Origin of the sequence: Streptomyces alanosinicus, assembly GCF_014650595.1 — a bacterium.
Taxonomy (GTDB): Bacteria; Actinomycetota; Actinomycetes; order Streptomycetales; family Streptomycetaceae; genus Streptomyces; species Streptomyces alanosinicus.
The window spans coordinates 467308-488638 of the sequence record NZ_BMVG01000003.1 but is presented as its reverse complement, the minus strand read 5'-3'; the positions used below and the strand labels follow the sequence as shown (position 1 = coordinate 488638).

The following is a 21331-nucleotide window of genomic DNA, read 5'->3' as shown; positions in this document are numbered from 1 at the left end:
CTACAGCTCGTGGCCGAGGTCGGCCGACAGCCGCTTCACCAGGTCGTACGCCGCGTCCGGGATCACCGTCCCGGGCGGGAACACGGCCGTGGCACCCATCTCCAGCAGCGTCGGCACGTCCTGCGGCGGGATCACCCCGCCGACCACGATCATGATGTCCTCGCGGCCCTCCTCGGCGAGCTGCTCGCGCAGCGCCGGGACGAGGGTCAGATGGCCCGCCGCGAGTGAGGAGACCCCGACCACGTGCACGTCCGCCTCGACGGCCTGCCGGGCGACCTCCTCCGGCGTCTGGAACAGCGGGCCGACGTCGACGTCGAAGCCGAGGTCGGCGAAGGCGGTCGCGATCACCTTCTGGCCGCGGTCGTGGCCGTCCTGGCCCATCTTGGCGACGAGGATGCGCGGACGGCGCCCCTCGGCCTCCTCGAAGTCGTCCACCAGGGCACGGGTGCGGTCCACGTTCGGGGACTGGCCTGCTTCGTTGCGGTACACGCCGGAAATCGTACGGATCTGGCTCGCGTGCCGCCCGTACACCTTCTCCAGGGCATCGGAGATCTCGCCCACCGTGGCCTTGGCGCGGGCCGCGTGGACGGCCAGCTCCAGCAGGTTCTCCTTGCCGTCGGCCGCCCGCGTCAGCGCGTCCAGGGCATCCCGGCAGGCCTGCTCGTCCCGCTCCTCGCGCAGCCGCCGCAGCTTCTCGATCTGCTGGGCGCGCACCGAGGAGTTGTCGACCTTGAGGACCTCGATCTGCTCGTCGCTGTCCACCCGGTACTTGTTGACGCCGATCACCGGCTGGCGGCCGGAGTCGATACGCGCCTGGGTGCGGGCCGCCGCCTCCTCCACGCGCAGCTTGGGGATGCCGGCGTCGATGGCCTGCGCCATGCCGCCCGCCTGCTCGACCTCCTGGATGTGCGCCCAGGCCTTGCGGGCGAGGTCGTAGGTCAGCTTCTCCACGTACGCGCTGCCGCCCCACGGGTCGATGACCCGGGTGGTGCCCGACTCCTGCTGGATGAGCAGCTGGGTGTTGCGGGCGATGCGCGCGGAGAAGTCGGTCGGCAGGGCGAGCGCCTCGTCGAGGGCGTTGGTGTGCAGCGACTGGGTGTGGCCCTGGGTCGCGGCCATCGCCTCCACGGCCGTACGCGTGACGTTGTTGAACACGTCCTGCGCGGTCAGCGACCAGCCCGAGGTCTGCGAATGGGTGCGCAGGGACAGGGACTTGGTGTTCTTCGGCTCGAACTGGGAGACCAGCTTCGCCCACAGCAGCCGGGCCGCGCGCATCTTGGCGATCTCCATGAAGAAGTTCATGCCGATCGCCCAGAAGAAGGAGAGCCGGGGCGCGAACGCGTCCACGTCCAGGCCCGCGTCACGGCCCGCGCGGATGTACTCGACGCCGTCCGCGAGGGTGTACGCCAGCTCCAGATCGGCCGTGGCACCGGCCTCCTGGATGTGGTAGCCGGAGATGGAGATCGAGTTGTAGCGGGGCATCCGCTGCGAGGTGTAGGCGAAGATGTCGGAGATGATCCGCATCGACGGCTTCGGCGGATAGATATAGGTGTTGCGGACCATGAACTCCTTCAGAATGTCGTTCTGAATGGTCCCGGCCAGCTTCTCGGGCGGTACGCCCTGTTCCTCCGCCGCCACGATGTACAGCGCCAGCACCGGCAGCACCGCGCCGTTCATCGTCATCGACACGGTCATGCGGTCCAGCGGAATGCCGTCGAACAGCCGGCGCATGTCGTAGATCGAGTCGATGGCCACGCCCGCCATGCCGACGTCGCCGGTCACGCGCGGGTGGTCGCTGTCGTAACCCCGGTGCGTGGGCAGGTCGAAGGCGACCGACAGGCCCTTCTGGCCGGCCGCCAGATTGCGCCGGTAGAACGCGTTGGACTCCTCGGCGGTGGAGAAGCCCGCGTACTGGCGGATCGTCCAGGGCTGGTTGACGTACATCGTCGGGTAGGGGCCGCGCAGATACGGCGCGGCGCCCGGGTAGGTGCCCAGGAAGTCCAGGCCCTCCAGGTCACGGCCGGTGTACAGCGGCTTGACCCCGATGCCCTCCGGGGTCTCCCACAGCGGGGCTTCGCCGCCGGTCGCCCGCTCGACGGCCGCACGCCACTGTTCGGCACTGCCGTCGACGGCCGGCGTCCCCAGCTCGATGCCGGAGAAGTCGGGGATTCCCATCAGGACACTCCCATGCGGTCAAGGGTCGCGGACAGGACGTCCACTGCGTCACAGCCCGCGAAGACGTAACGGTCGATGCCGGCGTGGTCGCCCCGGCCCGCCAGGAACACCTGCCGGGCACCGGCACCGCGCAGCGCCGTCGCGGCCTGCTCGGCCTGTTCGGCGTACAGGGCGTCGCTGGAGCACAGCACGGCCTCGGTGGCGCCGCTCTCCTCGAAGCTTCCCCCGGTGACCGGCTCGATGCCGCCCGCCTGGAAGAGATTGGCGGCGAAGGTGGCGCGCGCGGTGTACTCGGCGGCCGAGCCCAGCGTGGCGAGGAAGATCCGGGGGCGGGCGCCGGTCGCCGCGAGATGGGCGTCGGAGCGGGCGCGCAGCTCCTCGTACGCCTCGTCGCGGCGCACCCGCGGCAGCCCGCCGGACGGCGGCTCGGGCGCGGCCTCGCGCTCCACCGGCTTCTCCGTGAGCAGCGGGAACTCGCTGACACCGGTGATGGGTTCGCGCCGCTTGGCCAGCTTCTTGGAGCGCTCCGCCCAGGTCGTGGCCAGATCGGTGCGCAGCCGGCCGGAGCGCAGCACGGCCGCCTGGCCGCCGTCGCGCTCGATGGACCGGAAGAACTCCCAGGCGGCCTCGGCCAGTTCGTCGGTGAGCCGCTCCACGTACCAGGAGCCGCCCGCCGGGTCGATGACCCGGGCCAGATGGGACTCCTCGATCAGGATCGTGGAGGTGTTGCGGGCGATACGACGGGCGAACGCGTCGGGCAGCCCGATCGCGTGGTCGAACGGCAGCACGGTCACGGAGTCGGCGCCGCCGACCCCGGCGGCGAGCGTCGCGACGGTCGTACGGAGCATGTTCACCCACGGGTCGCGGCGGGCCATCATCACCGGCGACGTCACCGCGTGCTGCACCTGCGCGCCCGGGGCCCCGCAGACCTCGGCGACCCGGGCCCACAGCCGGCGCGCGGCCCGCAGCTTGGCGATGGTGAGGAACTGGTCGGCGGTGGCCGCGTACCGGAACTCCAGCTGCCGCGCGGCCTGTTCGACGCCGAGTCCCGCCTCGGTGAGGTCGCGCAGATAGGCCACACCGGTGGCGAGCGAGGCGCCCAGCTCCTGCGCGGCCGAGCCGCCCGCCTCGTGGTACGGCAGCGCGTCGACGGTCAGGGCGCGCAGACCCGGGTACCGCTCGGCGCAGCGCGCGGCCAGGGCGGCGTACGACGCGAAGTCCAGGGCGGTGCCGGTACGCGCCTCGTACCCGAGCGGGTCGCCGCCCAGATTGCCGCGTACGGCCGCCGCGTCCACGCCCTTGTCGGCGTACAGCCGCAGCAGCGCCTCGGCGGCCTGCCCGGTGTCCCGGCCCGCGTCCAGGACGACCGGCGCCAGGTCGAGGTAGACGCCCTCCAGCGCCCGGCCCAGCCCGTCGAGCGGGATGCCGCCCTCGCCCAGCACGAGCCACAGCGAGGTGCCGCCGTTCTCCAGGTCGGCCAGGACCGTGTGCTCCGCGAGCGCGGTGTGCCGCTGCCGTACGTCCCAGCCGCCCGCGATGTTGCCCTCGGGGCGGCCGCCGCGCAGATACGGCGCGAAGCCGGGCAGGCCGGGGTCGGGCGCGTCGTCGCGCGCGGTGTAGAGGGGCCGGGTGCGCAGCCCGTCCTCCAGCGTCGTGGACAGGGTGTCCTCAGCTGCCGCGCCCGAGACTTCCTTGCCCGACTTGCGCAGTACGCCCTCGACCAGGCGTTGCCACTGCTCGTGCGTCGTGTCAGGGAACTCGGCGGCCAGTGAGAGCCCGTCGTCAGGCAGGACCGTCATGGGTCGGATGCTAGGGCAGGGCGCTTGAGCGAGCGCGGGAAACTGCTTGTGAGGTTTCTCCACTTGCCTTTGTGATCTGCGCCGCTCAGTTGTCGGAGGGCTCGCCGGCCAGGTCGGGAAGGAGCGCGCGCAGGGCGGCGCGCTGCTCGGCGCCCATCGAGTCGGCGAGGGCCTGCCGCACGGTCCCGGCGAGCAGGACGGAGGTCTCGGACAGCAGCGCGCGCGCCTTGTCGGTGACGGCGACCTGCACCCCGCGCTTGTCGCCGCACACGGAGGTGCGGGTGACGAGACCGGCCCGCTGCAGACAGGCGATCTGGTAGGTGAGCCGGGTCTTGGGGCGGCCGAGGAGATCGGCCACCTGGGTCATCCGCAGACCGGTGCGCGGCTGTTCGGCCAGCAGGCACAGGATCAGGAACTCGTCGTGCGAGACGTCGAGGGTCTCCTTCACGACCGAGCGCAGCCGCTGCTCGACGGCGCCCGTCGCGGCCAGGAGGACCATCCACGCGCGCAGCTCGGCGGGCAGCAGCCCGTTTCCCGCGGCGGGACATACGAACTGGTCGGCGGAGTGCGCGTCGGGTGCGGACATGAGTCGAGTCTACCTGTCGTCCAAATTTGGACGAGTAGGTTGTTCAAATTTGGATGACGCGCTAGCGTGTGGCTCGCACGGAAGTCATCCAAATTTGAATCACCCGAACAGGGAGTACGACCATGACCGCCGCCGTGGAAACAGGCACCTGGCAGCTCGACCCGACCGCGTCCACCGTGGAGGTGCGGCACCGGACCATGTGGGGCCTGGTCACCGTGAAGGGCGCATTCACCGCCGTCAGCGGCCGGGGCGAGGTCAGGCCGGACGGCTCGGCCGCCGGCACGGTGACCCTGGACGTCGCTTCCCTCGACACCAAGCACGCCAAACGCGACACCCATCTGCGCTCGGCCGACTTCTTCGACGCCGACAACCACCCGGAGATCACCTTCGCCGTCCGCGGCGCCGACCGCCTCGGCGGCGACGACGTGCGGGTCACCGGTCAGCTGACCGTCCGCGGCATCAGCAGGCCCGTCACCTTCACCGCGCGGGTGAGCGACGCGAGCGCCGGGGCACTCACCCTGGGCGCGGAGTTCACCGTGGACCGCGAGCAGTTCGGCATGGGCTGGAACCAGCTGGGCATGATGCGCGGCCTGACCACGGTGACGGCCGGGCTGCGCTTCACCCGTACGGCGGCCTGAACGGCGGCGCGCACAGCCCTGTCGGTACCGGCCCCACAGGTCCCGGCTCTGCCGGCCTCAGCCCTTGATGCCCAGCTCGGCCGCGCTCACGTCGATCGTGGAGAGCGTCTGCGGGGTCGCCGTGAAGGCGCGCAGCCTTATGTGCGTGTTCTTCTTCGCGGGCAGCGGGAACCCGCCGCCGGGCGCTCGCAGCACGAGGGTCGCCGTGCCGTGCGCGGGGATCGTGGCCGGGCCGTGCGCCAGCGACCAGTACCGGTTCATGCCCTGGCCGGTCGTCAGCATGTAGTGCGGGGTCAGCGCGGCGTTCCCGGTGTTGGCGACCTTCACGGTCAGCGTCGACAGGGTCTGCCTCGCGCCGTGCCGGGCCGCCGTGATGTCCATCTTCAGCGGCGGCTTCCCCGTCGCCGCCAGGGTCGCGCTCACCAGCGCGGGCAGCACCAGCGCCACCACGGCCGCCGCGAGGGCGGGACGGCGGCGCCGGCCGGTGAGCCAGCGGGGCCGTGGCTGCCACGCCTGCGAGAAGTCCGACAGGGGCACGGTGATCGCCGCCGCCAGCCACAGCGGCGTCATCATCAGGTAGTAGCCGTCCTGGGACCGGGTCGCCAGATAGAAGGCGCACCAGGGCAGCACGGTCGCGGCCGGCCCCAGCCGCCGCACGAACAGCACGAACAGCGCCAGCAGGGCCGCGGCGAGCAGCATGCTCGCGTGGCCGTACCAGTCGAGCCGGTCGCTGCCGTGGGTGAAGTACAGCGAGATGCCGACCAGGCCCTGCCCGTGCAGCACCGCGCCCTGGGTCAGCGGCAGGGCGATGCCCTCCAGCCACGGACCCGGCTCGGTCACGATGAAGTACGCGTTGATCAGCAGCCAGGTCAGGAGCGCGATCCCGGCGATCCGCAGCACCACGCGCACGGCCTCACGGCCGCCGAGTTCACCACGGCGCACGGCGTAGATCCCCGCCAGCAGGAACGGGGTGACGAACCAGGGGAGTTGCTGGGCCGCGCACGCGGCGCCCAGACAGGCCGCCCGCGCGATCCCGGCGGCGCCCAGCCGGCCCCCGGCGCCGAACCGCGACCAGCACACGACCACCGGCATCAGCAGGACCAGGCCGATGATCGCCGGATAGCCCTGGCGCGCGTACATCGGCAGGAAGCTGAAGCCCAGGCAGATCATCGTGGCCGCGGAGCGCCACGGGGTCGGCAGCAGCCGCCACAGCATGACCGTGCCCACGATCAGGACGACCGTCACCGCCGCCGTCGCCGGGGCGCCGTTGTGGCCGAGCCACAGGAAGGGGGCGGTGAGCAGCGGTGTGAGCGGCGGGTAGCCGTACGTGAAGTCGTAACCGCCGGTCGTCGTCGCCGTCAGGGCGACGCCCTTGATGCGGAAGAGCCACGGCCAGGCGTGGTCGTACACCTGGTTCCCGTGGATCATCTCCTTCGCGGCCTGCGTGGTCAGGACCGCTTCGTCGCCGCCCGCGTGGTTCAGTGCCCAGGTGCACGCGGTGAGGGCGATGGCGGTCACCAGCACGATCACGTCCAGCCGCGCCAGCGAGCGCGCCCGGCGGACCGTCAGCGTCAGCACGCCGGTCACCAGGATCGAGGCGTAACAGGCGGAGATGATCCCGGCGAGGATCAGCTTGTGGGTCGCCGCCTGCGTCCACACCGTGCGTGTCCCGATGAACAGGCTCACATCGGCGAGCAGGGTCAGCACGCGATGCCATTGGGCGGGAGCTTCGTGGACCTCCGCGGGGGCGACCGGTACGGCGGACACCGCCGACTGCGTCCGCCGGCCGGGTGTCACCTGCTGTGATTCTGCCAAGTGCACGTCAGTGGACGGTAATGGCGCCCGGTGAGCGCGGCGTGGCGGCATGTGAAGAGTCCGGTAAGAGGGCAGTAAGAAGCGGGCGTAATCGTACATGTGGCGCAGGCTCCTTTCGGCGCAGGGCACCGGGATCGGTGGCGCAGTGTGTCGTTGTTGGGCCGAACGGGTGACTTGGCGTAAGAATTGGCTGGTGCAGGCATGGAGTACGAGTCAGTTCGGGGGGAGCCGGTGAACCGCTACGACGTCACCGATGAACAGTGGGAGGGGCTCGCCCAGGTCGTGCCGCTGCGGGGCAGGGACGCCTGGCCGTCCGCGGTGAACCACCGCTCGCTGCCCGACGCCGAGACGGAGACCCGGCGCCGGTTCGTGGTGCTGCGGGTCAATGTCTTCGCGGACGCCCGTGAGGTCGCCGAGACCCTGATGGCCGGCGCGCCGGTCCTGCTCGATCTGTCCAGTGCCGAGACCGAGGTCGCCAAGCGGGTCCTCGACTTCAGCACGGGCGTGGTCTTCGGTCTGGGCAGCGGCATGCACCGGGTCGACCGCAATGTGTTCCTCCTCACTCCGCCCGGCACCGAGGTGAGCGGGCTGATGGAGGGCGTGGGAGTGTCGGGCGGCTGAGCCGGGGCGGCGGGCCCGGCCCTCCGCCTCCGCACTGTCCCCCGATCGTAGGAACGCCCGGAGGGCAAAACGGTTCGCCGCCGCGGGCGGGTTCTACCGTCCGGGTATGGCCGTGCCTTCCGTGTCCGCCGGGCCTGCGGCGGCCGACGCGTCCGTTGCGACCGTTCCCGCGCAGTCCCGTGAGTCCGACGAGTCCCGCGAGACACGGGAGTCCCGTGAGTCCGGTGGCTCCCGGGCGTCCCGCGCGTGCGACGCGTCCGCCGATGTGCGTGCCCGGATCACCGAGCTGCGGCTGTCGGCCTTCGCCGGGCATCGGCGGGCCGAGTTTCCGCTGGGGCCCGTCACCCTGTTCGCGGGGCCCAGCGGGTCGGGAAAGACGACCGCGCTCGGGGCGTACGAGGCGCTCGCCCGGCTCGGCGGCGGAGCATCGCTCTTCGAGGCGTTCCCGGACCCGGTCGCCTGTGTGCCGCAGCGGGCCCGCCCCGATGCAGGCGGGCGGCGGGGCTTCCGGATCGGATGTACGGCCGACGGCGCCGAGGGGCCGGTCCGGCTCGACGTCGCCGTACAGGCCGAGCCTGCCTTGAGGATCGTGGGGGAGCGGCTGACCGCGGGCGGGGTCGTCCTGCTGGAGACCGCGCTGCGCGACCCCGGGCGGCGGACGGTGCAGGCCGCCTGGCACACCGCGGGCTTCGCCCCGGTGACCCGCGCCCCGCTCCCGGACGACCGCCTCGGCACCGCGCTGCTGCCGCTGCGCGTGGCCGGCAAGACGGACGGTCAGCGCCATGTGCTCGCCGCGGCCGAGCAGATGGTGGTCGCCCTGCGCTCGGTCTTCCCGTGCGACCCCCGCCCGGAGTACATGCGCGCCCCCGTCCCCACCGGCTCGGGCCGGCTGCTGCCCGGCTGCGACAACCTCGCCGATGTGCTGTGGCGCACCCGCGCGGAGTGCGGCCGCCGGCACGGCCTGCTGGTCGAGGCGCTGCACGCCGGGTGCGCCGGGCCGGTGACCGACCTGGCCGCCGAACCGCTGCCGGACGGCACGGTACGGGCCCTGCTCGACCGCGGCGCCGGCCCGCGCACCGAACTGGCCCGGCTCGGCGACGGCGAACTGCGCTATCTCGCGCTGACCCTGGTGCTGCTGACCGGACCCGGCGTCCTGGACCTGGACGTGCCGGGCGAGGTGCCCGACGCCCTGCGCACCCTCACCGTCCTCGCCGACGGCTTCGACCGCTGCCTCGATCCGGGTCAGCGCGGGGAACTGCTGCGGACGGCGGCCCGGATGGGCGAGCGCGGGCACATCCGGTGCGTGGGCGCGGTGAGCGATGCCTCGTGGGCCGCGGAGGTCCCGGGTGTCACAGTGGTACATCTGGACGTGTGACGGAACCTCTCGATCTGACCGGACTCCAGCGCAGGCTCGCCGAGTTCGCGGCCGCCCGGAACTGGCAGCCCTACCACACGCCCAAGAACCTCGCCGCCGCCCTCTCGGTGGAGGCCTCCGAACTGGTCGAGATCTTCCAGTGGCTGACCCCGGAGGAGTCGGCCCGGGTGATGGCCGACCCCTCCGCCGCGCCCCGCGTCACGGACGAGGTCGCCGATGTCCTCGCCTATCTCCTGCAGTTCTGCGACGTCCTCGGCATCGACCCGCTGGCTGCTCTGGACGCCAAGATCGCCCGCAACGAGAGACGTTTTCCGGTGCCCGGACCGGACGACGGGTCAGCCGGCCGTGAACGATCGGAATCCTGAAGTCCGTTATCACTCTACGCAGTCAATTCGCCTGTCGAATCCGAATTGTTGTCCACAAATTTCCGTTCACCTCTGGCTTTTCGCCCCATGTACCCTCACTCTGGGTAGTGGACAGGGAAGTTCGAGCGGGCGTGCGCGACGCACGCGGAAGGACGGGGGCGACCCATGGACGCGATTCGGCTCATACTCACGAGCAGGCGAGCGCTGGCGGGCGCCGCCGACGCGGGCGAGATCATGGCGGAGGTGTGGCAGGCACAGGCCCTGGCCCAGGCGCTCGGCAGTCGGCTCGCCGTCTCCGGCCCGCCGGAGCTGCGGGGCGAGGCGCTCGGCCTGACCGAACTGGCCGGCCGGGGCTGCGGAGTCCTGGACCCGCCCGAGATCGACCTGGGCGACCTGCGCGCCGCCCAGCTCACCGAGCTGGACGACGCCCGCGAGACCCTGCTCTGCCTCGGGGGTCTGCTCGGTGAGGTCGGCATAGCCCTGGTCGGGATGGCCAGCGCCGCGGCCGACGAGACGACGTACTGGCAGTGCATGGAGGCCATCGACGCGGCCGACGAGTCCCGCGACCGCGTCCTGGAGATGCTGCGCAAGCTGGCGGCACGCGAGGAGGCCTTACAGGAGGACGACAACCGGAACAGCCCGACGGGCGCCCTCTAGGGCGTGTTGCGAGGTCAGCTCCGCCCGGCCTCCTCGGCATCGCCCTGACCGCCTTGCAGATCGGCCAATTCCGACAGCTCCGCGTTCAGAGCGGCCATCAGCTCCTCCATCTGCTGCAGCAGCCCTTTCGGCTGACCGGCGGAGCCCACCCCTGAGCCACTCTCTTCGGACATGACGGCCTCCTCGGCCCCCCGGCCCGTCAGGGCCGACACAGTGACGCGCGACGGCGACCACCGTCCGGCGCGGGTGCCGGACGGTCCGGCTCCGACGGCCCAACGATCATCACCGGGGCCGGTCACTGGCCCGCACGGCGCCCGGCGCGCCCCGCGGGGGATTTTCACCCGACCGGGGACGGCCCCGCCGGGCGCAACCGGCGCGGTTGACGCGGCGCGGCCCATGCAGGATGGATGCATGGACCTTCGCATCTTCACCGAGCCCCAGCAAGGGGCCACCTACGACACCTTGCTCACCGTGGCCAAGGACGCGTACATCCACTCTCAGGAGAACCGGCGACACGTCGGGCACTACGAAGACGTCGGTCTGTCGGGTTACGACCCCAACATCTACCGGCCGGACTTCGAACGGATGTTGGAGGACGCTCGACAGTGAAAGTTTGACGTCGTCGTGATCTACATGCTGTCGCGACTGACGCGTCAGGGCGCCGCTGAAGCGCTGAAGATCCAAGAGGAGTTGGCGCGATACGGCGTCGCCATCGTCTCGACGCGCTCATTGCTGGACCAGCTCACCAAGAGTCCAAGAATAAGAGCAAGTTCATCCGTGACGCCTTTGCGGAGCTGAAGGCGAAGGGCTCTCACTCCTTTGGCCCGGTCCCGTATGGCTTCAAGGCTGAACCCGTGCAGGTCGACAACACCGGCCACGGAAGCGTCGTAAAGGCGGAGGGTCTGACGGGGCTGGCAATGAGTGGTCGTCGACCGTGGTACGTCGCATCCTCCGCGCCCCGCGGCTTGCTGGCTTCGCCATCGGCCCTGTCGATCCCAGGACGAAGCGCCGGGAGATCCTCCGTGACGAGGACGGGCAGCCGGTGAGGCCACATCAGGGATTCATCGAACCAAAGCGCGGGTACGACCTACAAGCGATCCTCGACGGCCGCGAGCGCGAGCGGAACATGGACCGGGCGGGGACACTGACGTTCCTCGGTTCATGGGGCGCCCTCAGAGCATGACGGAGCTGTGCCAGGACCGTAAGGACGGCCTCTACGAGGGCTCCACTGGTCGCGCGGCGTTCAGGGACACCATCTTGAAGTACCAGCAGCACGAGAAGCGCTGTATGGAGCGCATCGACGAGTTGAAGGCAGCCGCAACGGTCGCCTCGAAGCTACCAAGCGACGAATGGTCCACCGATTCCGAGAACGGGGATCCGCTCGCCCCGGGAGGCCTCTGGGAGCGCCGGGACGTACCCGACAAGCGCGGAACTGCCTTCGACCGGGCGGTGGTTTGGGCGCGTCCCGCGGAGCCAGCCAGGCGAAGGTGCGCTCTACCACCCAGCGGTGGACACCCAGTCCGCTGCCGTGGGGCGTGCCGCGGTGGGCAATGGCGGGCATGATCCGGCGGGCACGGATCATGTCGCGGTAGATGTCGTGGTCGTGGCCGCGGTCGGCGAACTGTGAGTCAGGCTTGTGGCGGGGACGGCGGACCCGGCCGCGGACTGGTGGGACAGCGTCCAGCAGTGGCAACAGCTGGGTAACGTGGGTGCGGTTGCCTCCGGTGAGGATGACCGCGAGCGGGGTGCCGTGCCCGTCAGTGACCGAGTGGTGCTTGGAGCCTGCCCGGCCCCGGTCGACCGGCGATGGACCCGCAGTCGTTGTCAGACTCCGGCCTCGTTCCAGTCCCGAAGTCGTCTCCAACAGGTCATGCCTGACCCGAAGCCCATCTCGGCGGGCAGGAATGCGACATCACCCACGAAGGGCAGGGGTGCAGTCGCGGATCCGCCAGCCACCTCTCGATGAGACCTGCTGGACTGATCGCGAAACGCGCTGCCTTTCACAGGACGGAACACCATGCCGGCAACGACCTCCGCTTCAGTCAACGGCCAACTCCTATCCTCTCGGTCCCCGCTGACGGGGTGGCTGGCCGTGGTCTCGGTAATGCTGGGAATCTTCGCCATCGTCACCACCGAGATCCTGCCGATCGGTCTGCTGACCTCGATCGGATCCAGTTTCACCGTCTCGGACGGGATGGCTGGACTGACGATGACCATGCCCGGCCTCCTGGCGGCGATCGCCGCTCCACTGGTCACCGCGGCCACGGCACGCTTCGACCGCCGACTGATGCTCTGTGTCTTCATCTTCCTGCTGGCACTGGCGAACTTCCTTGCCGCCGCGGCACCCGACTACTGGCTCGTACTGACCGCCCGCATCATGGTCGGGATCACGATCGGCGGCTTCTGGCCGATCGGGGTGGGGTTGGCCGAACGACTGGTGCCGCCGGCCTCAGTTGGCAGGGCAACTGCTGTGATCTTCTCTGCCGTTCCGCTGGGATCCGTCCTCGGCGTACCGTCAGGCACCCTCATCGGAGATCTCGCCGGATGGCGAACGGCCTTCACTGTCATGGGAGCTCTGACGGTCGGCGTACTGGTCATGCTGCTCTTGTTCGTGCCGCCGCTTCCTCCGATCCAGGCCACTCGACTGAGCATGCTCGGCGGCATGCTCCGCAGCGCCAGCACCCGCTTCGCACTCCTGCTGACGTTCCTCGTTGTGCTGGCTCACTTCGGTACCTACACCTACGTGACACCATTCCTGGAACAGGTCACGCACGCCAGCGACGGTGTGGTCACTACATTCTTGCTGCTCTACGGTGCCGCCGGAATCCTCGGCAACTTCCTGGGCGGCGCCTGGGCGGCCCGGTATCCGCGGACCACCTTCGGGCTCGCGGCCGGCCTGATCGCCGCGGTGACCCTCCTGCTTCCAGCGTTGGGCCGCTGGGAGACGGGCGCAGTGATACTGCTGCTCGTGTGGGGCATCGCGTACGGCGCCGTACCAGTCGCGTCGCAGACCTGGTTCTCCAAGACGGCGCCGCATGCCCCAGAAGCGGCATCGGTCCTGTTCACCGCCTCCTTCCAGGCGACGATCTCTATCGGTGCACTGGTAGGGGGAGTCACCCTGGACCGCACCTCTCCATCCGTGGTCATGCTGCTAGGCGGTTGCACCGCGGTTCTCATGGTCCTGGCAGTAGGGGCACGCTTCGCCGAGCGCCTCACCGGTCCGGACTGCACGGAGCGGTCCTGAACGCTCAGAGACTCACCCACAGGTGCTCCTCGCGCCCTGGTGCCGCAAGTCGCCGAAGATCTCCGAGGCGCTCCCTCCGCTCTACCTGCACGGACTCTCCTCCGGGGACTTCGTGCCCGCGCTGGAGCAGTTCCTCGGCGACAGTGAGTTGGTGATCTACCGGATCGGTATCGAGGGATCATCCGGTCTGGGACAGCCGCTCGCCCTCGCCCTGGCTGCTGCCGGCTACGACGTGCGTGAGGTGCAGCCGAACCGCACCTACCACCGGCCGGCAAGCACTCCGCACCGGATGCTGTCTGGGACGAGCTCACCGCCGTCCATGACTGGCGGTCCTCCTTGGTCCTGCAGCGGACACGCCAGCTGACGGAGGCCGAGGCGGTCCTGGTCGCGCTGCCCGTGAGCATCCGGGCCGAGCTTCCGGCGACCAGCCGCTGGTCGCCGCCCTCAACGATATCCGTCGGCTGACCCGGCGGATCAAAGACCTCGACAAGAAGGTCCCCGCACTGCTGGCCACGCCGGGCTGCACGCTGACCGAGATCTGCGGCCTCGGTCCGGTCACCGCCATGGAGCTGTTGGTCGACGTCGGAGACCCGTGCCGGTTCCGAACCGAGGCCCAGTTCGCCCGCTGGTGCGGTGCCGCTCCGCTGGCCGTCTCCTCCGGCGAGGGCCACGGTCGGGCACGTCGCCACCGGCTCGACGTCGTTCGAGTCGACCTTCTCGACGGGCAAGCTCCGGACCAAGGTCACGCGAGGTGCGGGCAGCCCGGCGGCCGCGCTCGCGATGGTGTTCAAGCTGGTCGAGTCAGCTCGGGCTCGATGGCGTGCGATCACCGGTGCCCATCTGGTGCCCCTGGTCCGGGCCGGCGCACGCTTCGAGAACGGCGTCCTCGTCGAACGCGAGGAGGCAGCTTGATCGGCTGAAGGAGCCGCCAGCCGACTCGTGGCTGAGCTGACCTGTCATCAGCCAGGCTGATTCGGGGCGGCGAGAGCTTGGTGCGACTGGACTACCGTGCCCAGCGTCCCATGGCCGGCGCGGTGCCGATCAGGCACTCGATGCCGGTCGAGAAGCCGCCGAGGGCATAGGCGGTCAGACGCAGGTGGCCCTCAAGGCACACCAGCTTGTCCTGCCTCTCTCCGACGAGGATGAGCGGAGGAAATCGCTCACCTCTGATGAACGCGTGGGCCGCGTCGACGAACGGTTCGTTGGGCACGTCGAACGCCCGTAGACCTGCCTTGATGCGTGCGGCCGCGTCGGCCGGCCGGCGGCTGCCACCCGACAGTTCGACCCAGTAGGAATAGTCGAGGTAGCGCACGCCGGCTGCCTCGTCGGCGGACAGGAGTGCCCTGGTCCACGTGACGTGGGCGGGGAAGTTCTCGAACAGGTCACGGTTCTCGCCGTACCCGCGCGTCGCGGCGAGCAGAGCGCGACGTGCGAAGTTCGCTCCAGCGTCGGAGAGGTCCGGATGCGTCAGCAACTGCTCGGCCTGCCCGGCCGCCGCCAGATGAGACCGGAGGTTCTGGCCGAACCTCCGGCTGGCCAGCTCGCCGCTCAAGAAGCAGGCGACCATCTCGTCCTCACTGCTCACACCCAGTACCTGCACGACCGTCAGCATAGGACCGACCCGGCTGGGCACCGCCGATGGGGATGCCCGGCGGAAATTCCCCAGGGTCTGCTCGACCCCTCACTTGGCTGAGCAGCAAATGATGAGGTCGGGGCCACGCCCCGGACCGCCTTGGCTCAGCCCAGCGCGTCCATCAGGGAGGTGACATAGGCATCCAGCCGCTCCTCCACAGTTCGTGTCGTCAGCTCGGTCCGTCCTGCCTCCCGCCACGGCAGCGCCACCCACCGCACTTCCTCCGAGAACGCCAGTGGCTCCCGCACCTGCCAGTACAGCCGCTCGTCCGCGGCCGCGGCCAGCATCCCGCCGGCCTCCTGGTATGCCTCGGTGAAGCGCAGGCCCCACGCCGGGCCGTGCAGCAGCGCGAGAGTGGTGGAGCAGTGCGCCACGTCGAGGTCCGCCGGGCCCCAGGAGGCCGCCGCCCAGTCGACGACGCCGGTGATCCGGGCGCCGGCGGCATCGGCCGGGTCCTCGGGCGGCAGGTCGAACAGCACGTTTCCGGGCTGGAAGTCCCGGTGCAGGAACCGCCCTTCGTAGCGCGGCGTGGGATTGCGGATCACGTCGATCGCGGCCGCCCAGACCGCGGCGTCGGCGCGCTCGGGGGTCACGACCGTGTCGGCGGTCGTCAGCGCCACGTACTCCCGGGGCCGGACGGCCGGCCGCACCGCGTGGACCGCCACGAGTTGACGGGCCAGCATGGGCAGGCGCGTCTCCAGCCCTTCGTCGTCGAGGACCGTCCGGCCCGGCAGATGGGTCATGAGGAGCGAGGGGTACTCGCAGTGCGCGGCGGTCGGATCGACGGCGACGAGTCCGGGAGCCGGCACGCCGGTGCCGGTGAGCGTGGTCAGGGCGTGGGCCTCCCTGTGCAGGAGGTCCTCGGCCGGCCCCTGCCGGGTCGGGTCGACGAAGGAGCGCAGCACCAGGTGCCGGGCGCCTCCGTCGCGCATGCCGATGGTCAGCCTCCGCATGTCGGCGGTGGCTCCGCCGTGCAGCGCCTCGGTTCTCACGATCCGCTCGCCGGCCTCCAGGTGCCGGCGCACCCAGGCCAGTGTCAACGGTCGGACAGCCGCCGCCTCATCATGATTGGTCATCGTGCCACCACCTCATCATCCGGACGGCGGCACGCGCGAGCCCTTACGGGCCTGTCCACGAGTCAGTGTGGTGGGTGGGGAAGTTGGGTGAGCAGGTCTGTCCGCACCCATAGCGGGGGTGAGGAATTTCAATTCAAAGAGGCCCATCACCGCAGCCTGCTCGCACGTCATCTCGTCCACAGGTCTTGACTATTGCTCCGACCTTGGCTGCCGCTTGGTCAGCCACTGACCACTCGGCTCATTGTGTCAGCCGCTTTAAGGGGGGATGGAAAAAGGGGGTTGGTTTGGCAGTTTGGCGCAGGCCCGCCGGAGGACGTTTCAAGATCGCTCCCGCGTCACACGCGCCCGACAACAGTAGGTAGGAGGGGGAGGGCGTGAGAGCCGTGGCGAGTAGCGCGCGGCCCGCTTCCCTTCCGTGACGGCCGGCGCCGCTCCTGCGCTCCCCGCTTCCCTTCCACGACGGCCGGCGCCGCTCCTGCGCTCCCCGCTCTCTCCTCCGGGTAGAAGCGCGGTTGCAGCGGTCCGGCCGTCCAAAGGCTTCCCGTCGACCCCCCAGGGCGGATGACGAGATCAAGCTACGTGTGGCATGACCTCCGCAGCGATCAGCTCCAACTGATCCAGGTCGTCAAGATCCAGGATCTGGAGATACACGCGCTGCGATCCGACAGCCTTGTACTGCTCCAGCTTCTCCACCACCTCTGCCGGAGACCCCGCGAGACCGTTGAGCTTCAGCTCGTCGACCTCTCGGCCGATGACGCCGGCTCGACGCTTCACGTCGGCGTCAGTCTTTCCGACGCACGCGACGAGGGCATTGGAGTAGACGAGGGCGTCACCCTTTCGGCCGCGTTCCTCAGCGGCGGAGCGGACACGGCCGAACTGACGCTGACTGTCCTCGACCGAGGCAAACGGGATGTTGAACTCGTCGGCGTACTGCGCTGCCAGTGCTGGCGTCCGCTTCGCGCCATGGCCACCAATGAGGACGGGCACCTTGCCTTGCACTGGCTTCGGCAGCGCCGGGGAGTCCTGAAGCTGGTAGTACTTGCCGTCGAAGGTGAAGCGCTGCCCGACGGGAGTGCTCCACAAGCCCGTCACCACGGCGAGCTGCTCCTCCAACCGGGCGAACTTCTCCTTCGGGAACGGGATGCCGTACGCCTTGTGTTCCTCCTCGTACCACCCGGACCCGAGACCAAGCTCCACCCGGCCGCTGGACATCTGGTCGACCTGCGCGACCTGGATCGCCAGGACGCCGGGGAGGCGGAAGGTGCCTGCCGTCATCAGCGTCCCAAGACGGATGCGGCTCGTTTCGCGGGCAATGCCCGCAAGCGTGATCCAAGCGTCCGTAGGCCCGGGGAGACCGTCGACGCTGCCCATGTGGAGGTAGTGGTCAGACCGGAAGAACGCCCCATAGTGCAGCTCCTCGGCAGCCTTCGCGACACGGAGGAGCGTCTCGTACGTCGCACCTTGCTGGGGTTCAGTGAAAACTCGAAGATCCATGTATCAATCATGCATGCGAAAGCCCCGACGGCCCGGCGGGCGACGACACCGGGGGCATGCCTCCTTAGCTCAGACTGATTCGCTCACCTGCGATCGGGCACGACTGACCGAGGTCGGTCGCTGATTGGTAGGTGGCGCGCAGTGACGGGCTAGGGAGCCCGCAACCGGCCGAACACCGGTCGAAGCGCGCTTGCGTGGGGTGACGGAGTCTCCAGAGGTCAGACCAACTCCACTGCAACGGGACGTAGTTCAGCGGTCGGAGCATCCGCTTTGGGAGCGGGGAGTCGAAGGTTCGAATCCTTCCGTCCCGACCACAGCACAGCCCCCGCCGCGGAGGAGAGTTCCTGCGACGGGGCTGCACGACGTTCTAGGTGTGCTGTTCGGGGACGTTGGTGACGGGGACACGCATTGACGCCCTGGACGCCCTGCCGACCGACACCTTCCTTGAGGTGGCCGGGAGACTCAAGGCGATCCGCCTCCGCATGGAAGACGACCCTTTCGAGGTGGCGCAGGCGCACACGGCGAGCCGGCCATGGGAAACGCGGTTCCGGCTGGTGACTATGACGCGGTTCACCGTCGAAGAGGATCGCCCCATATGTGGCTCTGCCGGCACCACGGAGGACGGCAGCGGCGTCAAGTGCTCGTCGGAGCCGCATAACGAGGGCGTAGATCACGCCGGAAAAGTGATCCGCGACGGACAACGCGTCGGCGTCCACTACTGGCGGGAGCGACCCGCCATAGCCCCCTAGGGCGCGTTGGGCGCCGCTGCGTCCGGCGCGTGGAGGGCGCGGCGGGGGTCGGCGAGTCGGGGCTGTGGGCGACCGAGGCCGGCAAGACCTTCGACTTCCACGGTGCCTACTACGACCTGACCGAGTCGCCCGCGCTGCCCAAGCCCGCCCAGGGCAAGGTCCCGGTGCTCATCGGCGGCCACGGCGCGACCCGCACGCCGCGGCTGGCCGCGAAGTACGCCGACGAGTTCAACATCCCGTTCGCCTCGGTCGAGGACAGCGAGCGGCAGTTCGGCCGGGTGCGTGCCGCCGCCGAGGAGGCCGGCCGCGGAGCGGACGCGCTGACGTACTCCAACGCGCTCGTCGTCTGCGTCGGCCGCAACGACCAGGAGGTCGCCCGGCGCGCCGCCGTGATCGGTCGTGAGGCGGCCGAACTGAAGGCCAACGGCCTGGCCGGCTCCCGGCGGATCTATCTGCAGATCCTGGACCTCGACGACCTGGACCACCTGGAGCTGATCTCGGCCCAGGTCCAGTCGCAGCCGGCGTAGAGCGCACGCGAACAAGCACCCGCGGACACACGGCACATGACCATGTCCCGCCCGGGCTGCCGGACTGGCGGACCGCCCGGTCCGTGCGGCACGCCGGACCGGGCGGGACACGGTCGCCGTCACCTCTCTCGCAGGCTCATGACCAGATCGCGCGGCAGCCCATGGGTGTCATGGAGATAGCGGAAGTCCTCCCCCGTCAGCGGGCCGTGGAAGCGGGGCCGGGCGAGCACCTGCCGTCCGCGCTCCAGGAGGCCGCGGAACCGGCGCTCCTCGTCGAGCAGCAGGCGGCGTACGCCGGCGGTCTCCCCGTTCTGCCGGAAGTGGTCGAGGGTGTGCGTGAGCAGCTCGTCCGGCAGGTCGTGGAGACTGCGCGACGGATCGTCCCGCCACAGCACCGTGAGCACCCGGCGGACCAGGCGGCGCAGGACGTAGCCCCGTCCGGTGGCGGCCGGGGTCACCCCGTCGCCGATGACCACGACGGCCGAGCGCAGATGGTCGTAGACCAGGCGCAGCGACAGTTCGTCCAGGGGCCACAGGGCCGGGACGAGACGGCGCCAGGGGTCGAACACATCGCACTCGAACACCGACGACCTGCCCTGGAGCAGCGAGGCGAGCCGTTCCAGGCCCAGCCCGGTGTCGATGTTGCGCTGGGGCAGCGGCACGAGGGAACCGTCGTCGAGCCGGCGGTAGCGCATCGTCACGTGGTTCCACACCTCGACCCAGCGGTCGTCACGTGTGGGCGTCGACCGGGGCGGGGTGTCGCCGGTCCACAGGAAGATCTCCGAGTCGGGTCCGCACGGGCCGACCGGGCCGTTGGACCACCAGTTGTCCTCCTCGGTCAGCTCGACGGGAACGCCGCGGTCCTGCCACACCCGCAGGGAGGCGGTGTCCGGGCCGACCTGCTCGTCGCCGCCGTGGACGGTGGCGTGCAGCAGGCCCGGATCGATCCCCAGCCCCTCGGTGAGCAGGTCGTACCCCCAGTCGAGACTCTGCGGGCCCTCGTAGTCGCCGAGGGACCAGGTGCCGAGCATTTCGAACACGGTCAGATGGGTGGTGTCCCCGACCTCCTCCAGGTCCGTGGTGCGCAGACAGCGCTGCAGATTGACCAGCCGTCGGCCCAGGGGATGCGGGCGCCCCTCCAGATACGGAGTGAGGGGATGCATGCCGGAGGTGGTGAACAGCACCGGGTCACCGGGGGGTGGCAGGAGGGTCGAGCCGGTGATCCGGCGATGACCGCGCTCTTCGAAGTACTCGATGAATGTACGGACTACACGGTCGGTGCTCATGCCGGTGTTCATGCCGGTGTTCATGAGGGTGGCTCCTTCGCGTCACAGCGGGGGAGGCACCGGACAACGGCACCGCCGGGTCACCACACCGGGCAGGAGGACGAGAACGCCACGGATCACCGACGGGCCGTTTCCGGTCGCCGGTGGAAAAGGGGGAAGGTCAGACGGCGGCAACCGGCGAGCTGGTCGCTCGCGCGGTCGCGGTGGTGCTTCGGCCGATGACGTTCATAAGGGTGACGGTAACGCGCCGCCGCCCTCGGGGCACACGAATTTCCCGCCGCAGCGCCCGTCGGAGCGAGGAAGGGCTGCCGCCGGCGCACGGCGCCGGCGGCAGCCCGCCCGCCTCAGCCGCGCTGCGCGAACCCGTAGTCGAGGATCTTCGTCGCGTCCTGGAAGCGCTGGTCCACCGATGTGTCGGCGAGTACCGTGCCCACGACCGTGCGGCCGCCGCGGGTCGCCGCGAAGACCAGGCAGAACTGCGCCTCCGGCCCGGAGCCGGTCTTGACGCCGATCGCGCCCTGGTAGGTGCTGAGGAGCTTGTTGGTGTTCTCCCAGGGCTCCATCGCGTGCGTGCCGCCGCCCGGCCGGTAGGACTGCATGTCCTTGTACACCTTGGTGCCGACGACCTTCTTGAACGTCGGGTTCTTCAGCGCGGTCCCGGCCAGCTTCGCCAAATCGCGCGGCGAGGCGTAGTTATTGCCGTTGGAGATCCCGTCGAAGGAGTCGAAGTGGGTGTTGGTCAGGCCCAGTTCACGTGCCTCGGCGTTCATCTTGGCAATGAACGACGTGGTCCGCTGTGCCGTCGTCGAACCGGTGCCGTAGGTGTCGGCGAGCGCGTAGGCGGCGTCGCAGCCCGACGGCAGCAGCAGGCCGTACAGCAGGTCGCGCACCTTCATCGAGTCGCCGAGGATCAGCCGGGCGCTCGAATAGCGCTGGGCGCCCGTGGCGGGATCGATGACGTAGTCCGTGTACTCCTTCTTGATCTGCACCTTGCGGTCGAGGTCCAGGTGCGGCTGGGACAGCACCACGAGCGCGGTCATGATCTTCGTCGTGGACCCGGTCCGCAGCCGTCCGTCCGCCGCCTTGCCGAACAGCGCCTTGCCCGTGGCCGGGTTCAGCGCGTACGCGCCCTGGGCCGACACCTGCGGTGCGGTGGCCGCCCCGGCGGGAGCGGCCGCCAGGACCCCCGTGGTCAGGACCGCACCCGCCAGTGCCGCGACGACGGTTCGTCTGCGGACGCGCACGCCATGGCTGTAAGTCATCGTTCCGCCTTCAGTCAGTGGTCAGTTGA

Annotated in this window: 20 protein-coding genes, 1 tRNA gene and 4 pseudogenes; 14 read left to right on the top strand and 11 right to left on the bottom strand. The window is 70.0% G+C overall.

Translation table 11 applies throughout. The features are described 5' to 3' along the window. The 3 genes from scpA to IE277_RS10745 form a co-directional block, all read right to left on the bottom strand. Window positions 1-2175, bottom strand: coding sequence for a methylmalonyl-CoA mutase (gene scpA / locus IE277_RS10755; RefSeq protein WP_189950891.1), 2175 nt, complete (start codon window positions 2173-2175; stop codon window positions 1-3). Then, a complete protein-coding gene (locus tag IE277_RS10750; RefSeq protein ID WP_189950890.1) occupies window positions 2175-3974 on the bottom strand; it encodes a methylmalonyl-CoA mutase family protein in 1800 nt (599 codons plus the stop codon). The genes scpA and IE277_RS10750 overlap by 1 nt, the downstream gene beginning before the upstream one ends. A gap of 85 nt (window positions 3975-4059) precedes the next feature. Further along, window positions 4060-4560, bottom strand: a complete 501-nt coding sequence (locus IE277_RS10745) for a MarR family winged helix-turn-helix transcriptional regulator (RefSeq protein ID WP_189950887.1) — start codon at window positions 4558-4560, stop codon at window positions 4060-4062. Between the two features lie 122 nt (window positions 4561-4682). Between IE277_RS10745 and IE277_RS10740 the strand changes: the two genes are divergently transcribed. Then, complete coding sequence (locus IE277_RS10740; RefSeq protein ID WP_189950885.1) at window positions 4683-5198, top strand: YceI family protein; 516 nt, start codon at window positions 4683-4685, stop codon at window positions 5196-5198. Window positions 5199-5255: 57 nt separating this feature from the next. Here the strand turns inward: IE277_RS10740 and IE277_RS10735 are convergent, their stop codons facing one another. Beyond that, a complete protein-coding gene (locus IE277_RS10735) occupies window positions 5256-6965 on the bottom strand; it encodes a hypothetical protein (protein ID WP_189950985.1) in 1710 nt (569 codons plus the stop codon). A 249-nt stretch (window positions 6966-7214) separates the two neighbouring features. Here IE277_RS10735 and IE277_RS10730 point away from each other — a divergent pair, with 249 nt between their 5' ends. The 4 genes from IE277_RS10730 to IE277_RS10715 all read left to right on the top strand — a co-directional run bounded on the left by IE277_RS10730 (window position 7215) and on the right by IE277_RS10715 (window position 10031). Continuing rightward, window positions 7215-7634 (top strand): cell division protein SepF, encoded by a 420-nt coding sequence (locus IE277_RS10730; protein ID WP_189950882.1) that lies wholly within the window; start codon window positions 7215-7217, stop codon window positions 7632-7634. A gap of 106 nt (window positions 7635-7740) precedes the next feature. Beyond that, the gene (locus IE277_RS10725) at window positions 7741-9009 is read left to right on the top strand and encodes an AAA family ATPase (RefSeq protein ID WP_189950880.1); all 1269 of its coding nucleotides are present in this window, start codon (window positions 7741-7743) and stop codon (window positions 9007-9009) included. Beyond that, window positions 9006-9374: a nucleotide pyrophosphohydrolase gene (locus IE277_RS10720; RefSeq protein ID WP_189950878.1), complete on the top strand. Its 369-nt coding sequence runs from the start codon at window positions 9006-9008 to the stop codon at window positions 9372-9374. Before IE277_RS10725 ends, IE277_RS10720 begins: the two co-directional genes overlap by 4 nt. 165 nt (window positions 9375-9539) lie before the next feature. Then, on the top strand, window positions 9540-10031 hold the full coding sequence (locus IE277_RS10715; RefSeq protein ID WP_189950876.1) for a DUF6099 family protein: 492 nt from the start codon (window positions 9540-9542) through the stop codon (window positions 10029-10031). Between the two features lie 14 nt (window positions 10032-10045). Here the strand turns inward: IE277_RS10715 and IE277_RS10710 are convergent, their stop codons facing one another. Further along, the gene (locus IE277_RS10710; RefSeq protein WP_189950874.1) at window positions 10046-10204 is read right to left on the bottom strand and encodes a hypothetical protein; all 159 of its coding nucleotides are present in this window, start codon (window positions 10202-10204) and stop codon (window positions 10046-10048) included. Window positions 10205-10442: 238 nt separating this feature from the next. Here IE277_RS10710 and IE277_RS10705 point away from each other — a divergent pair, with 238 nt between their 5' ends. Together IE277_RS10705 and IE277_RS49455 are read left to right on the top strand one after the other, a co-directional pair. Next, window positions 10443-10640, top strand: coding sequence for a hypothetical protein (locus tag IE277_RS10705; RefSeq protein ID WP_189950987.1), 198 nt, complete (start codon window positions 10443-10445; stop codon window positions 10638-10640). A gap of 15 nt (window positions 10641-10655) precedes the next feature. Then, window positions 10656-10829, top strand: a complete 174-nt coding sequence (locus IE277_RS49455) for a hypothetical protein (protein ID WP_189950871.1) — start codon at window positions 10656-10658, stop codon at window positions 10827-10829. 676 nt (window positions 10830-11505) lie between these two features. Here the strand turns inward: IE277_RS49455 and IE277_RS10695 are convergent. Then, a pseudogene (locus IE277_RS10695) lies at window positions 11506-11933 on the bottom strand (transposase); the annotation flags it as partial. 115 nt (window positions 11934-12048) lie between these two features. Between IE277_RS10695 and IE277_RS10690 the strand changes: the two are divergent. From IE277_RS10690 to IE277_RS47055, 4 genes and pseudogenes are all read left to right on the top strand, one after another. Then, window positions 12049-13275, top strand: coding sequence for an MFS transporter (locus tag IE277_RS10690; protein ID WP_189950869.1), 1227 nt, complete (start codon window positions 12049-12051; stop codon window positions 13273-13275). A gap of 22 nt (window positions 13276-13297) precedes the next feature. Next, window positions 13298-13639 carry a hypothetical protein gene (locus IE277_RS10685; RefSeq protein ID WP_189950867.1) on the top strand — a complete coding sequence of 114 codons (342 nt, stop codon included), beginning with the start codon at window positions 13298-13300 and terminating at the stop codon, window positions 13637-13639. Between the two features lie 199 nt (window positions 13640-13838). Then, window positions 13839-13901 (top strand): annotated as a pseudogene (locus IE277_RS49450) (hypothetical protein); the annotation flags it as partial. Between the two features lie 76 nt (window positions 13902-13977). Then, window positions 13978-14187 (top strand): annotated as a pseudogene (locus IE277_RS47055) (IS256 family transposase); the annotation flags it as partial. A gap of 91 nt (window positions 14188-14278) precedes the next feature. Here the strand turns inward: IE277_RS47055 and IE277_RS10675 are convergent. The 3 genes from IE277_RS10675 to IE277_RS10665 form a co-directional block, all read right to left on the bottom strand. Further along, window positions 14279-14875, bottom strand: a complete 597-nt coding sequence (locus IE277_RS10675) for a hypothetical protein (RefSeq protein WP_229881195.1) — start codon at window positions 14873-14875, stop codon at window positions 14279-14281. A gap of 137 nt (window positions 14876-15012) precedes the next feature. Continuing rightward, complete coding sequence (locus tag IE277_RS10670; RefSeq protein WP_189950860.1) at window positions 15013-15984, bottom strand: phosphotransferase family protein; 972 nt, start codon at window positions 15982-15984, stop codon at window positions 15013-15015. A gap of 570 nt (window positions 15985-16554) precedes the next feature. After that, a complete protein-coding gene (locus IE277_RS10665; protein ID WP_189950857.1) occupies window positions 16555-17478 on the bottom strand; it encodes an LLM class F420-dependent oxidoreductase in 924 nt (307 codons plus the stop codon). 238 nt (window positions 17479-17716) lie between these two features. Here IE277_RS10665 and IE277_RS10660 point away from each other — a divergent pair. The 3 genes and pseudogenes from IE277_RS10660 to IE277_RS10650 form a co-directional block, all read left to right on the top strand. Continuing rightward, window positions 17717-17792, top strand: a tRNA-Pro gene (locus IE277_RS10660). Window positions 17793-17870: 78 nt separating this feature from the next. After that, window positions 17871-18227, top strand: a complete 357-nt coding sequence (locus tag IE277_RS10655; RefSeq protein ID WP_189950855.1) for a hypothetical protein — start codon at window positions 17871-17873, stop codon at window positions 18225-18227. Window positions 18228-18283: 56 nt separating this feature from the next. Beyond that, a pseudogene (locus IE277_RS10650) lies at window positions 18284-18754 on the top strand (LLM class flavin-dependent oxidoreductase); the annotation flags it as partial. A 119-nt stretch (window positions 18755-18873) separates the two neighbouring features. Here the strand turns inward: IE277_RS10650 and IE277_RS10645 are convergent. Both IE277_RS10645 and IE277_RS10640 read right to left on the bottom strand, forming a co-directional pair. Beyond that, window positions 18874-20040 carry an alanine--tRNA ligase-related protein gene (locus IE277_RS10645; RefSeq protein ID WP_189950982.1) on the bottom strand — a complete coding sequence of 389 codons (1167 nt, stop codon included), beginning with the start codon at window positions 20038-20040 and terminating at the stop codon, window positions 18874-18876. Between the two features lie 344 nt (window positions 20041-20384). After that, window positions 20385-21302, bottom strand: coding sequence for a D-alanyl-D-alanine carboxypeptidase family protein (locus IE277_RS10640; RefSeq protein ID WP_189950853.1), 918 nt, complete (start codon window positions 21300-21302; stop codon window positions 20385-20387). Window positions 21303-21331: the final 29 nt, after the last annotated feature.